The following is a 13,463-nucleotide window of genomic DNA, read 5'->3' on the forward strand; positions in this document are numbered from 1 at the left end:
CAATATGGTCATATTTAAACCGTTTAAACCGTATATGCCGGCCCATCCTGAAGCTGTGGCGGCCGACCCGTACGACGTCGTGAACGTCGAACAGGCACGAGGAGACGTCGAGCGACGTCCGAACTCATTTCTCTCGGTCGATAAGCCGGAACTGTTTGCCGCTGACCTGTCACTCGAAGCGTGGGGACGACGTGCGAGGACCGAGTTGGAACGGTTGTACGCGACTGAACTGACGGAACAGGCAAACGGCTTTTACGTGTATCGGCTGACGAATCAAGGGCGGCGCCAAACCGGTCTCGTGGCGACGTTTTCGGTCGCGGATTATGAGGCGGGCCGCATCAAGATCCATGAACATACACGAGAAGTGAAAGAGCGGGAACGGGTCGAACATGTGGCGGCGACGAAAGCGCACACCGGACCGATTTTACTGAGCCATGAGCCGGACGAGGCGTTACGGCGTATCCTTGAAGCCGCCACGAACGAACGACCTCTATTTTCCTTCACGGACAGTCAAGGTGTCTTGCACGAAGGCTATGCGGTGCCACCGAAAGACCAGGCGCGTATCATTATGATCGGGGCGACGATCCCGTCCATCTATATCGCCGACGGGCATCATCGGGCCAAAGCGGCGGCTGTCGTCGCGGCGCTAGAACTGCCTGAAGGTGAATCGAAACTAGAGCGCGATCACTTTTTAGGTGTGCTCTTTCCGAGCGACGAGTTGACGATCTTGCCGTACCATCGCCTGTTGACCGATGTTACGCCTGAAGAAGTCGCGGCTTTATTGGACGGGATTTCGTTCTCGTACGAAGTGGTGTCGACTGACGGCCTCGTTGTTCCGCAAGCGCGCGGTTCGTTCGGATTGTCTTACCGCGGCAAACAGTATGAGTTGACGAAACGACAGTCGACCGCGGCTCTCGACGTTGCCACGCTACAACGGGATATTCTCGAACCGTACTTCGGAGTGGACGATGTCCGGACCGATAAACGGATTGACTTCGTCGGCGGCTCAGACGCCGCCTTACAACTGGAACGGTTGGCCGAGCGACCGGATGTCGTCGTGTTGACATGTCACGCCACGGCGATGGGAGAGTTGATGCAGGTCGCCGATGAATCCGGACAGATGCCACCGAAATCGACTTGGTTCGACCCGAAACTGAAGAGCGGATTGTTCATCCATCGTTTCGATTGAATGCAGACAGTGGCGTGAAGACGTAAAAAGCGTTATAAATGGAAGGAGAAGAAAGGGGTGGCCGCCATGGCTAAAGCCGTATATCTTCACATTCCATTTTGTGAACATATTTGTTATTACTGCGATTTCAACAAGGTGTTCTTAAAGAACCAACCGGTTGATGACTATTTAGATGCGTTAGAACGAGAGATCGTCCTATCGCTTGAACAATATCCTACAGATGAGATCGAGACGATCTTTATCGGCGGAGGAACGCCGACCGCGCTCGATGAGGTGCAGATGAAACGTCTCATGGACATGGTCGAGCGGCACTTGCTCCCGCTCGCTACAAAGAATATAGAATACTCGGTCGAGGCGAATCCGAACTTTGTGAGCGCCGAAAAGCTCGATACGATGAAACGAGGCGGTGTCAACCGCGTCAGTTTCGGCGTCCAGACGTTCGACGACGGCGGGCTTGAACGGATCGGGCGGACGCATCGGGCGGATGACGTGTTCGCGACGGTAACGGAGGCGGCGAAACGGTTCGACAACATCTCGATCGACCTCATGTTCGGACTACCGGAGCAGACGCTCGAACAGATCGAACGGGATCTCGACTTGGCGTTCAAACTGCCGATCCAACACGTCTCGTCCTATTCCTTGATCCTCGAACCGCACACCGTCTTCGCGATCCAAGACCGCAAAGGCAAGCTTCGTCTGCCGGGTGAGGACATCGAAGTCGCCATGTACTTGAAAGTCATGGAGACGCTCGAACGCCGTGGGCTCAAGCAGTACGAGATCTCGAACTACAGTGTCGAGGGACGGGAGAGCCGTCACAACCAAGTGTATTGGCGGAACGAGGAGTATTACGGCTTCGGAGCCGGGGCTCACAGTTACTTGAACGGCGAGCGCCGGGCGAACGTCGCGCCGATCCCGCACTATATCAAGGCGGAAGGTTTACCGGTTCGAAGTACGACGACACTCGAGACGTTCGAGCGGATGGAAGAAGAGTTGTTTCTCGGACTCCGGATGCGCAGCGGTGTGTCGTTTGAGACGTTCGAAACGAAGTACGGTGTCTCGATGGAGTCGGTGTTCGGGCACGTCTTGTCCGAACTGAAAGCGAAACAGTTGATTGAAACGACGGACACGCACGTCCGGTTGACCGAGTCGGGACTCCCGCTCGCCAACGAGGCGTTCGCGGCATTCATTGGTGAGGCACGATTAAATGATGTGACAACGTAAAAACAGGCGAATCCGATGTCGGATTCGCCTGTTTTAGTTAGAGAACGAGCTCGCGGTAGATCGGCATGAGCCGTCCGAACGTGTCCTCGACAAGGGCGAGGAACGCCGCTTCGTTTTGGAGGATCGAGGCATCGGCCGAAAGTTGACGACCGATCAAGAAGTCGGCTTTTTTGACGGTCGCGAAGCGCTCGACGATAGCATCGATTGACGCAGAGTACGTCTCTTCGATCAAGAACGCCTCTTTTTTCATATGATCGCCGGCAAGATGGAAGTCGGGAAATTTATGTTTAAAGTCGATTGTCATGAGTCGTTTGCCGATTGCTTCTTTGTTCGGCATCTCATAGATGAAGGCAAGCCAGACGAAGACACGGTCGTCGAACAGACCGACTTGGAAATGCGGATGTTTCTTATAGCCACGTTTATCGTGACAGATCGCCATCCACGTATCTTTCGGCGGATTGACCGTCCGGCGGGCGTGCTTGGCGACGTGGAGATAGAGCGGGATGCCGACGTCGGCTTCAAGCTGCGGACCGACCTCGTCATAGATGCGATGGAACAGCGGTTGAATGTCCGCGCGAATACCTGACATGCGGGCGTCGAGCCCGTCTTGCGTAAACACGTTAAATTGTTTAGTTGTAAACATATGATCACCTCAATTCGTATCATACCGAAAGTGCGCGGAAGATGCATTTCGAATGACTTTCAATCGATGGAAAAAATGATGCATTTGAATTGACAAATAAGGAGAACATGATAATATTTGAAGTGTGATTAGCACTCAGTAAATATGAGTGCTAATAAAAGTGAGGCCAATCCTTCAGAGAGGAGTGATGTTGTGCTGACAGAGAGACAATTGCTCATTTTACGAGCAATCATTGATGATTACATTCAGACAGCCCAGCCCGTCGGTTCACGGACGCTTTCGAAACGGGATGACTTGTCGTTCAGTTCGGCGACGATCCGAAACGACATGGCGGATTTAGAAGACATGGGCTTGATCGAAAAACCGCACACTTCAGCAGGACGAATCCCGTCTGAAGTCGGGTATCGTTATTACGTCGATCACCTTGTCGAGACGAAACTCATCGACGAGCGGGAAACATATCGGCTCGGGGAACGCTTGCGAGCGTCCGCCCAAGAGTCAGAAGTCCTCATTCGTCAAGCCGCTGACCTACTCTCTGATTTGACCAATTATACGACGGTAGCGCTCGGTCCGAGCAGTCAGATGAACCGGCTGGCACGAATCGATTTGATGCCGCTCGATGAACGGCGCGGTGTCGTCTTGATCGTAACGGATCAAGGGCACGTCGAACATCGAACGGTCGTGTTCGAATCGCCGATGGCGCCGGATATGGTCGAACAAACAATCCGATTTTTAAACGATCGTCTAAAAGGAACTCCGCTCGGTCAACTGAAGTTCCGTATCGGAGAAGAAGTGTCAAACCTTCGCCTCGCTCATCAACAACAATATGAGTCGATGATGCAACTCATTCAAGCGACCGTCGGGGTACATCATCCGACCTCGCTGTATCTTGGTGGGAAGAAAAACATCTTCAACCAACCCGAGTTTCAAACGCTCGATACGTTACGTCCGTTCCTAGAGTGGATCGACGAGCAAGAACGGTTGACCGACTGGCTCGAATCGTTGCCAAATCGCGAGATTTATGTGAGCATTGGGAGCGAGAATGGGATCCTTGCGCTTCAAAATTGTAGCGTCATCACCTCGGACTATACGCTCGACGGCAAGACGTTCGGGACGATTGCGATGATCGGTCCGACCCGGATGGATTATCGGCACGGGGTGCGGATGATGGGACAAATCATTGAAGCGTTAAGGCGAACGAAACTAGAAGAGTGAACGAAAGGAGCCTCAATATGACTACTGAAAATCAAAACGGGCCAGACCAAGAAGAAGAAGTGCTCGAAGAGAAAGATTTCGACGCGTTGCAGTCAGAGACTGCGGACGCTGACGAGGTTTCAAATGCTGGAATAGTGGAAGAAAGTTCTGAGGGACCAGATTTGCAACAAGAAATCGAAGCGCTCAAAGCGAGCGAGCTTCGGATTCGTGCTGATTTTGACAACTTCCGTCGCCGAACGAACGAAGAGAACGCGAAACGCGTCAAGTTCGCTTCGCAAGCCGTCATCGAGAAACTGATTCCGCTCATCGATAACTTTGAGCGTGCGCTTCAAGTCGAAGCGTCATCGGATGACGCTAAACAGATTCAAGCGGGTGTCGACATGATCCACCGTCAATTGCTCGACGTGTTAAACGCCGAGAACGTTGAAGTGATCGAAGCAGTCGGTCAGCCGTTCGACCCGAATTATCATCAAGCGGTCATGCAAGAACCGAGTGATGAGTTCGAGTCTGGGATTGTAACGATGGAGCTTCAAAAAGGGTACACGTTGCACGGACGCGTCATTCGTCCAAGCATGGTAAAAGTTTCGGAATAAAATTACTTAACTAGATGGAGGAATAGACAATGGCTAAAATTATCGGAATTGACTTAGGAACAACGAACTCTTGTGTAGCAGTTATGGAAGGTGGCGAAGCGGTCGTCATCTCAAACGCAGAAGGGAACCGTACGACACCGTCTGTCGTCGCATTCAAAGGGGAAGAGCGTCAAGTCGGTGAAGTCGCGAAGCGTCAAGCGATCACGAACCCGAACACGATCCAATCGATCAAGCGTCATATGGGAACGTCACATACGGTCGAAGTCGACGGTAAGAAATTCACGCCACAAGAAATTTCGGCCATCATTTTGCAAAAACTTAAAAAAGATGCAGAAGACTACCTTGGTGAGTCCGTAACTGAAGCGGTCATCACAGTTCCTGCCTACTTTAACGACGCTGAGCGTCAAGCGACGAAAGACGCCGGGAAAATTGCCGGTCTCGATGTCAAACGGATCATCAACGAGCCGACAGCAGCGGCGCTCGCTTACGGCCTCGACAAAGGTGAAGATCACACGATCTTGATCTATGACCTCGGTGGCGGTACGTTCGACGTCTCGATTCTCGAGCTCGGAGACGGCGTGTTTGAAGTTGTCGCGACAGCAGGGGACAACCGACTCGGTGGAGACGACTTTGACCAAAAAGTCATCGATTACCTCGTGTCTGAATTCAAAAAAGAGAACGGTATCGACCTCGCGCAAGACAAGATGGCGCTCCAACGCTTGAAAGATGCGGCCGAGAAAGCGAAGAAAGACCTTTCAGGCGTGACAAGCGCGCACATCAGCCTCCCGTTCATCACAGCAGGAGCAGCTGGCCCGCTTCACCTTGAAACAACACTCACACGTGCGAAATTCGATGAATTGACAGCAGACCTCGTCGAGCGCACGATGGAACCAACTCGCCGCGCGTTGAAAGACTCAGGCCTCACGCCGTCTGATCTCGACAAGATCATTCTCGTCGGTGGTTCGACACGTATCCCTGCGGTCCAAAAAGCGATTCACGATTTCACGAAGAAAGAGCCGTTCAAAGGCGTTAACCCGGACGAAGTCGTTGCCCTCGGCGCAGCGATCCAAGGCGGTGTCCTTGCCGGTGACGTGAAAGACGTCGTCCTTCTCGACGTGACTCCGCTTTCGCTCGGTATCGAGACGATGGGTGGCGTGATGACGAAGTTGATCGATCGCAACACGACGATTCCGACATCGAAATCACAAGTCTTCTCGACAGCGGCAGACAACCAGCCAGCCGTTGACATCCACGTCTTGCAAGGTGAACGCCCGATGGCGCCTGACAACAAGACGCTCGGTCGTTTCCAGTTGACGGACATCCCGCCGGCACCACGCGGTGTCCCGCAAGTCGAAGTCAAGTTTGACATCGATGCGAACGGAATCGTTCACGTATCGGCGAAAGACCTCGGTACGAACAAAGAGCAGTCGATCACGATCCAGTCGTCTTCAGGTATCGACGAGGCTGAAATCGAGCGCATGGTGAAAGAAGCGGAAGCAAACGCGGAAGCAGACAAACAGCGTAAAGAAGAAGCAGAGCTCCGTAACGAAACGGACCAACTCGTCTTCGCGACGGACAAGGCGATCAAAGACCTTGGAGATAAAGTCGACGCAACGGATAAAGACAAAGCCGAAGCAGCGAAAGAAAAAGCAAAATCAGCACTTGAAGGTACAGACCTCGAAGCAATCCGTACGGCGAAAGATGAGCTATCTGAAGTCGTACAAGAATTGACGCAAAAAGTATATGCGAACATGGCTGAACAGCAAGGTGCTGAAGGCGCTGAGACACAAACAGAAGCGAAAGACGATAACGTCGTCGACGCGGAGTTTGAAGATCTCGACGATCGTAAATAAGGCAACCGATAGATTGGATGGCGCCAAAGCAGGTTTCTGCTTTGGCTCTTTCCATGTTAAGGTAGAATCGGTAAAATCGAACTTGAAACAGTAAAGAGGAGAGAGTAACGTGGCGAAACGAGATTATTATGAAGTGCTTGGCCTAGACAAATCGGCCTCGGCGCAAGACATCAAACGGGCCTATCGCAAATTGGCACGGGAATATCATCCAGACATCAACCAAGAGCCGGATGCGGCCGATAAATTTAAAGAGCTCGGTGAGGCGTATGAAGTGCTGTCAGACGAGCAGAAACGGGCTCAATATGACCGCTTCGGATTTGAAGGAGCGAGCCAGTTCGGAGGCGGCGGTGACTTCCAAGGCGGATTCGGCGACATCTTCGACATGTTCTTCGGCGGCGGCGGACGTCGTCAAGACCCGAACGCACCGCGACGCGGAGAAGATTATCAATACGTCGTCGACCTCGACTTCATGGAGAGCGTGACCGGTAAGACGGAAACGATCGACCTTGAGATCGAAGTCGAATGTGACACGTGTATGGGTAGCGGTGCCAAGCCGGGGACGAAACCAGAGACGTGCGGCCGTTGTGGCGGTAGCGGTGTCGAAACGGTCGAACAGAACACGGTGCTCGGTCGCATGGTCAATCAGCGGACGTGTAGCCAATGTCATGGAACAGGCAAGACGATCAAAGAGAAATGTACGACGTGCCATGGCTCTGGTCACGTCAAGAAGACACAGCAAGTCGAAGTCAAAATTCCTGCCGGTATCGATAACGGCCAACAGATCCGCATGTCCGGCAAAGGTGGTCCTGGCGCTAACGGTGGCCCGGCCGGCGATCTTTACATCGTCGTCCGCGTTCGGGCGCACGAAATCTTCGAGCGTGTCGACCAGCACATCTCGATGGAGATGCCGGTCACGTTCGCGCAAGCAGCACTCGGCGCCGAACTCGAAGTCCCGACCGTGCACGGCAAGGTCAGCTTGAAAGTGCCAGCCGGAACACAGACCGGATCGAAATTCCGTTTGCGTGGAAAAGGGATGCCGAGCGTTCGCGGCGGCGGCAACGGCGACCAGTACGTCAATATCGTCATCATGACACCGACGAACATGACAGATCGTCAAAAAGAATTGCTCCGCGAGTTTGAAGAGATCAGCGGAGAAGCGGGCGTGGAAGAACAGCACGGCCTCTTCCAAAAGATGAAAAAGTTTTTTAGCCAGTAAAAGGAGCGTGTACAAGCGATGAAATGGTCTGAAATTTGTGTCCACACGACACAGCAGGCAGTCGAAGCCGTATCAAATTTACTACATGAAGTGGGGGCACAAGGTGTCGTCATCGAGGACGTCGAAGACTACGACCGGATGATGGCAGAAGATCATTTCGGAGAGATTTGGGACGAATCCGGCCGCGATACGTATCCAACGTCGGGTGTTCACGTGAAAGCGTACGTTCCTGTCTCAGGCGACTTACCGGACACGCTCTCGACACTGAAAAAAGAAATTGAACGGCTACGCAATATCTTTGAAGTCGGCGCCGGTACCGTGACGGCGCTCGAGATGGATGAGGAGGACTGGGCCCACTCGTGGAAGCAGTACTATAAACCGGTCAAGATCTCGCAACACCTCACGATCGTTCCGCTGTGGGAAGAATACGTGCCACAACCGGAAGAGAACGTGATCTTGCTCGACCCGGGTATGGCGTTCGGGACCGGGACGCACCCGACGACGATGCTGTGCATTCAAGCGATCGAGAACTATATCCAACCGGGTGACCGCTTGATCGATGTCGGGACGGGCTCAGGCGTACTTGCCATCGCGGCGGCGAAGCTTGGCGCGGAACGAGTCGAGGCGCTCGATTTGGATGCGGTCGCGGTCGAATCGGCCCGCCAAAACGTCGAGACGAACGGCGTTCTAGACGTCGTCGACGTCAAGACGGGTGATTTGTTGAAAGGAATGAGCGGTGAGTATGACTTGATCGTCGCCAACATTTTAGCCGACGTCATCATGCTGTTCGTTGACGATGCTTACGTGCGCGTCAAACCAGGCGGCTATTTCATCACGTCGGGTATCATCGGCCAAAAACGAGATGAAGTGACGGCAGCGCTCAAGGCGGCTGGATTCTCGATCGAAGAGACGCGAGTCATGGAAGACTGGGTCGCCATCATCGCGAAGAAGGGGTAAGCCATGCAACGCTATTTCTTACAACGTGATGCGTTTAAAACAGACACGGTCGCATTGCCGCAAGACGTCGTCCATCATATCGGGACGGTGTTGCGGGCGGGACCGGGTTATCAGATGGTGTTATTAGACGGTACAGGTGTCGAGTACGTCTGTGAGGTGATTGCGCTCGAAAAAAAATCGGGGACGGCAAAAGTACTCGAAGCGCGGCAGGCGACGACTGAACTGCCCGTTGATGTGACGCTCGCCTACGCACTGCCGAAAGGTGATAAAGTCGAGCTCGTCGCTCAAAAAGCGACTGAGCTCGGGTTGCATCACTTGAAGTTATTTGAGTCGAAACGATCGGTCGCGAAATGGGATGCTAAAAAAGCCCCGAAGAAAGTCGATCGCTTGCAGAAGATCATGCAAGAAGCGGCCGAACAGTCGTACCGGGCCGTCGTCCCGACGTGCGCGTACGTCTCGTCGCGTGACCTGTTAGACGACTTTTCTAATTACGATGTGGTCGTCATCGCTTATGAAGAGTCGGCGAAGCAAGGGGAACAAGCGGCGCTCGCGGCTGTCTTCAAAGCGCTTGAACGCGGACAGCGTCTCCTGCTGATCGTCGGTCCTGAAGGCGGATTTGACGAGCAGGAGATTGACGCCTGGACGAATCAAGGCGCGCGTCCGTGTGCGTTCGGTCCCCGGATTTTGCGCACCGAGACGGCTCCGCTCTACGCGTTAGCGGCGTTGTCGTATGCGCTTGAATTGAAGTGAACACGAAATCAGCTCCCGCAAACTGCGGGAGCTGATTTTATGTTTAATGACCACATGACAAGAGCCCTCGTCTAGGCGAGGGCTCTTCTTCATGACCGATTATTTTTTGAACAACGTGATCGTCTTCGTCGTCACGTTGCCGGCGAGGTCGACCGCTTCGAACGTGAACGTATTCTCTCCTGACGTCACAGGAAGCGTGACTTTTTCAGTTCTTGAGAAAGCGCGCATCTCGTAAGGTGCTTTTAGTGCCTGGCTGAATTTCAAATCACCGTTCACGAGGAGCTTCACTTCATCAAAATTATCTTTGACAGTCACGTTGACGTTGACCGTAGTTTGTTTTTTCCCGATTTGTTTCGGTAGTTTCCCGATCTCGATGACGGCTGGTGTCGCATCGACGAAAATCGTCCGTTGGAAGTTAGCGACGTTTCCAGCCGCATCCTCAGCGACGAAGCGGAGTTTATGCACGCCGTCTATAAATGTCCGATTCGTACTGAAGTCATATCGTTTCGTTGTTTCATTCCATGTGAGCGGGACATCAATCCCATCGACTTGGAATGAGTTGATGTTTGATGCGTCTTGAATCGATCCTTTGATGGGGACGATTGACGTCGCGTAAGGTGACAAAGCGAGCGGCGCGTCCAAGAAGACGCCAGGTTTTTCTGAATCCGTCGAATAGGCGACTGTTTTGGTCGTGCTATTTCCGGCATGGTCGGTGACGCGGACGCTGACTTCATCGGTCTCATTAAGTGGCGACGTGAAGGCATGACTGGCCGACCCGTTTGCAAGTTTGGCGACAGACTTACCGTTCAAGAAGTATTCGACAGAATGGATACCAGAGAAGTCGTCGTTCGCTTTTACGGACAAACTGTCATCTTGCCACTTCGCCGAGAACGTCGGATCTGTATAGTCGACTTTAACCGGGAAGCGGAGCGTCTGTGCCTCTTTTTTCATGTAATCGATGCTCGCTTCGATCTCATAGAAGTACTTGCCGGCCGGGGCCGGGTTACCGTTCAATTGTCCGTCCCATTTGTAGTCGGCTGAGTAGTAGTAAGGTGTATTGCGTCCGCCATCGAAGTAGTTTTTACGCAACTCGTCATCTTGCCGGAGCGTGCGGACGACATCGCCTGACTCGTCGACGATGCGATATTTGACGTCTTTGGCGTTACGAAGGAGCGAGAAGACCGGTGTCGCCACATCTTTTGCGTTGTCCCCGTCAGGAGAGAACGCGATTGTATCGGACGTGAACGACTCATCTAGGTTCATGCCCAAATAATTCCCTGTCTGATCGACCATTCCAGCCGTCTGATAGAACGATCCTGATTCATAGATGGAAGCGTCAAAGATCGGTGCTTTGCCCCAGTCGCCTTCGAAACCGACGAACGGTACGACGAGTCCTGGATTGCCTTCTGCCCCGTTCACATCGGTCAAGCGCACGAAACCGTCGACGAAATAGCCGTTTTCAAATACGTCTTTGGCCGAGACGAGACCGTTCAGCGTCTTTGGATTGAGAACCTGCGCTTTCGAGACGTCGAGCGCGATTTTGAGTTCGACTGTTTGCTTCGCTTTCAGTTTGACCGTATTTGCTTTCTTCCCGTTGATCGTCACGCTGGCGTTTTGGAGTGGTTGGGCCTCCATCGCATTTTGAATCGTCCCGGCCGTCCGTTCGATGGCGAGGTCGGTCTGAAGTGAAGACGAAACATCGTATGACACGGCTTTGTCGGATAAGTTCTCGACAACAAGCGTGAACGTCGCCTTGCTTCGGTTGAGTTCTTTTAAGGCAACTTTTGCTTCTTTTGTTGTCTTTTCATAGGCGACGGCTGGCGTTGAGACGGCCGCGTGCAATTGCATCAAACCGGCTCCTCCCCGACGCGGCGTGTATGGGAGGTTCTGATTCAACTGTTGGTTGTATGGACCGATATCAGTCACGGCTTTCGATGTGTTGATCAACAAATTCTTCGCCATCGTTACCCGAGCCGTACCGCTTAAAGCGAACTCGCGGTCGACACGTTCGAGCACGAGGGCGGCGCCTCCTGCGACGTGTGGTGCAGCCATCGACGTTCCGCTCATCAATCCGTATTGATCGTCATTCAACGTCGAGAAGATTTGTCCGCCTGGCGCCGAGATTTCAGGTTTGAAATCGAGGTTTGGTGTCACGCCCCACGAAGTGAAGTTAGACAGTGAACCGGCTGCACGGTTAGCGACGCTAATGCGGTCACCTGCGAATTTAATGTTCATTTGTTCACCGGCAACGAGTCGCTGTTGAAGTTCATTTCCGTCTTTAATGCTGAGTGACGCCATCGGGAGTTGTGGGTTCGCTAGCGCCATACTGACGTAATCACCATGACCGACGGCACCGCGGACGATGACACCGGCAGCCCCGTTCGCTTCGGCTGTCTTTTGAATGTTCGAGTAGAAATAGGCGCCGTCACGCACCGCGAAGACAATCTTCCCTTTCACGTCTTTCCCGACGTATTGATCAGGCTGTCCGTCACCGACATGGACGAGTTCATAGTCCCCGTTCGTGAAAGCTGGGCCATCTTGTTTCTTCCATCCGATTTTATCGGTCTTGTCACCGGATTGAATCGAGAAAGCGTCCAATTGAATTTGGTCGTTCTCGAGTGAGGCGACTGAAGTCGAGGCCGAGCTCACGCTCGGAGCGCCGACGACGCCGGTATCCGGATTGTTCGCATAAGGGAGATCGTATCCGTTTCCGAAGTACGCCGAGTTACCAGCTGAGATCGACATGAAGACACCGTTATCGACAGCACGCTGTACCGCTTGTTGCTCGGGTGAGTCGGCATCGACGAAACCGGCCGTCGATCCGAGACTCATATTGATGACGTCGGCGCCGAGTTTGATGGCATCGTCGATCGCTTTAATATAAATATCGCCGTACGTCGAGGCGTAGTTCGGGTCGTTGCTGAATACTTTGAGACCGAGTACTTGCGATTCAGGAGCGACGCCTTTCAAACCGCCAGTCGCCTCATCCCCGTTGGCCGCGACCGTACCCGATACGTGCATCCCGTGCATCGAGGCGCCAGGGGAATCATCGCGAATATCATCGTTCTCGTCGTAATAGTTATAAGCATAAGGAACTTTCTCGTTTATGTAGGCTCCCGGCAAACCGAACTCACTGACTGCCGACTCGACCTCACCTTGCGTGAGCTCCGCTTTTGTATCGTCGGTTAAGCGGAAGTCGCGATGGTCTGCATCGACACCCGTATCGATGACGGCGACGATCGTTCCTTCGCCGGTATACCCATAGTCGCCCCATGTTTGTTGCGATTGGACCATGCCGTTACTCGTTACCATATCCGGTTTGACCTCGGGACGCTCATATTCATTGACGACATGGACGTGAGCGACTTCAGGCAACGCTTCAACTTTCTGGACGTCTGTAGCCGAGAGCAACGTACTGAATCCGTTGAAGACGGTCGTGAACTCTTCAATCGTTTCTGCTTTCACACCTTTTTTTGAGATGGCGGCTTTCGCTTTTTTCTGTTCGGCTTTGACGAGTCCGTGAGCATTGTCTTTCTCGACCTTCGTCAATTCATTGAATTTTTTCCCTTTCTTTTTTGCTTGTTCGATGGCAGGTGCACCGACGAGTTCGACGACGACACGCAATTTTTCTTGCTTGTCGGCGATCTCAGCGTTCGGCGTAACGGATCGTTTGGCAAGTACCGGATCTGTTCCGAGTCCGAGCAGCCCAGGTGTCAACGCCAGGCATGTAGCGAGGGAGACGTTTACATAAAATTTAAAGTTTGGCAATTTGAAAATCCTCCAATCGTTTAATTGAGAAGTATATGTATTTGTGGAAAATGATAGC

10 protein-coding genes are annotated in these 13,463 nt (G+C 52.9%); 8 read left to right on the top strand and 2 right to left on the bottom strand.

Annotation, left to right across the window (positions count from 1 at the left end; translation table 11 throughout):
- Positions 1-4: 4 nt before the first annotated feature.
- Positions 5-1,189 carry a DUF1015 domain-containing protein gene (locus KNP77_RS03460; RefSeq protein WP_214888540.1) on the top strand — a complete coding sequence of 395 codons (1,185 nt, stop codon included), beginning with the start codon at positions 5-7 and terminating at the stop codon, positions 1,187-1,189.
- Between the two features lie 66 nt (positions 1,190-1,255).
- The gene (gene hemW, locus KNP77_RS03465) at positions 1,256-2,410 is read left to right on the top strand and encodes a radical SAM family heme chaperone HemW (RefSeq protein WP_070326976.1); all 1,155 of its coding nucleotides are present in this window, start codon (positions 1,256-1,258) and stop codon (positions 2,408-2,410) included.
- 37 nt (positions 2,411-2,447) lie between these two features.
- Here the strand turns inward: hemW and KNP77_RS03470 are convergent, their stop codons facing one another.
- Positions 2,448-3,053: a DUF1054 domain-containing protein gene (locus KNP77_RS03470; protein ID WP_214888542.1), complete on the bottom strand. Its 606-nt coding sequence runs from the start codon at positions 3,051-3,053 to the stop codon at positions 2,448-2,450.
- A 192-nt stretch (positions 3,054-3,245) separates the two neighbouring features.
- Here KNP77_RS03470 and hrcA point away from each other — a divergent pair, with 192 nt between their 5' ends.
- From hrcA to KNP77_RS03500, 6 genes are all read left to right on the top strand, one after another.
- Positions 3,246-4,268 (top strand): heat-inducible transcriptional repressor HrcA, encoded by a 1,023-nt coding sequence (hrcA, locus tag KNP77_RS03475; protein WP_070326978.1) that lies wholly within the window; start codon positions 3,246-3,248, stop codon positions 4,266-4,268.
- 17 nt (positions 4,269-4,285) lie between these two features.
- Positions 4,286-4,861 carry a nucleotide exchange factor GrpE gene (gene grpE, locus KNP77_RS03480; RefSeq protein ID WP_214888545.1) on the top strand — a complete coding sequence of 192 codons (576 nt, stop codon included), beginning with the start codon at positions 4,286-4,288 and terminating at the stop codon, positions 4,859-4,861.
- Between the two features lie 29 nt (positions 4,862-4,890).
- The gene (dnaK, locus tag KNP77_RS03485) at positions 4,891-6,714 is read left to right on the top strand and encodes a molecular chaperone DnaK (RefSeq protein WP_071397788.1); all 1,824 of its coding nucleotides are present in this window, start codon (positions 4,891-4,893) and stop codon (positions 6,712-6,714) included.
- Between the two features lie 109 nt (positions 6,715-6,823).
- Positions 6,824-7,930, top strand: coding sequence for a molecular chaperone DnaJ (gene dnaJ / locus KNP77_RS03490; protein WP_131439963.1), 1,107 nt, complete (start codon positions 6,824-6,826; stop codon positions 7,928-7,930).
- 18 nt (positions 7,931-7,948) lie between these two features.
- The gene (gene prmA / locus KNP77_RS03495) at positions 7,949-8,887 is read left to right on the top strand and encodes a 50S ribosomal protein L11 methyltransferase (protein WP_070326982.1); all 939 of its coding nucleotides are present in this window, start codon (positions 7,949-7,951) and stop codon (positions 8,885-8,887) included.
- A 3-nt stretch (positions 8,888-8,890) separates the two neighbouring features.
- Entirely contained in the window at positions 8,891-9,637 is a 747-nt protein-coding gene (locus tag KNP77_RS03500) for a 16S rRNA (uracil(1498)-N(3))-methyltransferase (RefSeq protein ID WP_214888548.1), read from the top strand.
- Positions 9,638-9,736: 99 nt separating this feature from the next.
- Here the strand turns inward: KNP77_RS03500 and KNP77_RS03505 are convergent, their stop codons facing one another.
- Positions 9,737-13,405, bottom strand: a complete 3,669-nt coding sequence (locus KNP77_RS03505) for a S8 family serine peptidase (RefSeq protein ID WP_214888551.1) — start codon at positions 13,403-13,405, stop codon at positions 9,737-9,739.
- Between the last annotated feature and the right edge of the window lie 58 nt (positions 13,406-13,463).

It is taken from the genome of Exiguobacterium sp. s142, from assembly GCF_018618455.1.
Classification (GTDB): domain Bacteria; phylum Bacillota; class Bacilli; order Exiguobacteriales; family Exiguobacteriaceae; genus Exiguobacterium; species Exiguobacterium aurantiacum_A.

Excerpts from the sequence above, each read along its gene's own strand:
- KNP77_RS03460 (WP_214888540.1), top strand. The coding sequence starts at position 5 with ATGGTCATATTTAAACCGTTTAAACCGTATATGCCGGCCCATCCTGAA.
- hemW (WP_070326976.1), top strand. The coding sequence starts at position 1,256 with ATGGCTAAAGCCGTATATCTTCACATTCCATTTTGTGAACATATTTGT.
- KNP77_RS03470 (WP_214888542.1), bottom strand. The coding sequence starts at position 3,053 with ATGTTTACAACTAAACAATTTAACGTGTTTACGCAAGACGGGCTCGAC.
- grpE (WP_214888545.1), top strand. The coding sequence starts at position 4,286 with ATGACTACTGAAAATCAAAACGGGCCAGACCAAGAAGAAGAAGTGCTC.
- dnaK (WP_071397788.1), top strand. The coding sequence starts at position 4,891 with ATGGCTAAAATTATCGGAATTGACTTAGGAACAACGAACTCTTGTGTA.
- prmA (WP_070326982.1), top strand. The coding sequence starts at position 7,949 with ATGAAATGGTCTGAAATTTGTGTCCACACGACACAGCAGGCAGTCGAA.
- KNP77_RS03500 (WP_214888548.1), top strand. The coding sequence starts at position 8,891 with ATGCAACGCTATTTCTTACAACGTGATGCGTTTAAAACAGACACGGTC.